Origin of the sequence: Actinokineospora sp. (assembly GCF_050699995.1) — a bacterium.
Lineage (GTDB): Bacteria > Actinomycetota > Actinomycetes > Mycobacteriales > Pseudonocardiaceae > Actinokineospora.
Genome location: NZ_JBOHGC010000240.1, coordinates 1 through 1,260 on the forward strand (window position 1 = coordinate 1; position 1,260 = coordinate 1,260).

Annotated in this window: 2 protein-coding genes; both read left to right on the top strand. The window is 72.6% G+C overall.

The features are described from left to right. Window positions 1–477: hypothetical protein (locus tag ACRDSQ_RS12695; RefSeq protein ID WP_431421166.1), on the top strand; the 477-nt coding region annotated here is incomplete at its 5' end. Window positions 478–615: 138 nt separating this feature from the next. Continuing rightward, window positions 616–1,260, top strand: a 645-nt coding sequence (locus tag ACRDSQ_RS12700) for a helix-turn-helix domain-containing protein (RefSeq protein ID WP_431421168.1), incomplete at its 3' end; no start/stop codon positions are given.

Below are 1,260 nucleotides of genomic sequence, written 5' to 3' on the forward strand. Positions count from 1 at the left end.
CGCCGGCGGCGGGTGCTCGGGGTGGCTGGTCCGGTGCGTCCGCGGCGGTCGCGGTGCCGGTCGTGCCGGATCACGCACGTGCTGCTGCCAGCGGTGCTGCTGCTGCGCCTCGGGCATGGCGCCGCGACGGTGTGGGCGGTGCTGATGGCCCGGGCGGGCGGGACGGGGTATCGCCCGACGGCCTCGTCGGCGGGTGTGTCGATCTCCACGGTGCGCCGGTGGTGGCGCCGGTTCACCGGGCGGGCCGATGAGGTGCGGCGCTGGTTCTGGCGGCTGGCGGTCGCGGTCGGGATCGATCCGGAGATCCCGGATGCGTCGGGGTCGGCGCCGGCGGATGCGGTGGCAGCGATCACCGCGGCGGCTGCCGGGCGCGGGCAGCGGTTCGGCGGATCGGTCGTCGGCATGGCGGCGCAGGTTCACATGGCCTCGGTGGGTAGTGGTGGTCGGCTGCTGGCTCCTGCCTGGCCGGGTGGCTGAACGGCTGGCAGTGCAACACGACATGGACCTGACGCCGACCAGCGTCGATGGGTCAGGCTCTGCCTCGGCGCCCGGTGCCGGCCGGTATGGGTCGGGGCGTGGTGTCTTGTCGTCCCCATCACGAGGAGGAGCCCCGTCATGTCCATGTCCATGCCCGTGCCGATGGGTGAGGCTGTCGCGCGTGACCGCGCGCAGAAGATCGCGTTGTTCCGCTACCAGCTGATCTGCCCAGCGCTGGACCGGGGGTTGTCGACCAAGCAGCGCGGCCGGATCGTGCGTGAGCTAGCCGGGCGGGAACACACCGACCCGTTCGGAAACCGCCGCCGGTACTGCCGCGACACGTTGGACCGGTGGATCCGCGCGTGGCGGCGTGGCGGCTTCGACGCGCTGCTGCCGCAGGCGCGGGCGTTCTCCGCGCGCACCGACGCGGCCGCGTTGGAGCTGGCGGCGGCGTTGAAGAAGGAGAACCCGGCCCGCACGGCGGCGCAGGTGAAACGGATCCTGGAGCGTCAGACCGGCTGGTCACCGTCGGAATCGACGCTGTTGCGGCTGTTTAACCGGTTGGGGATCGCCACCCCGCGCCCGGCCGAGAACGGCGGGGTGTTCGGCCGGTTCGAGGCCGCCGAGGCGAACGAACGCTGGACCGGCGACGGGCTGCACGGCCCCCGCGTGGGTGGCCGCAAGACGTTCTTGTTCGCGTTTCTGGACGACCACAGCCGGCTGATCACCGGATACCGGTTCGGGTACTCGGAGGACACCGTCCGTCTGGCCGCGGCGCTACGC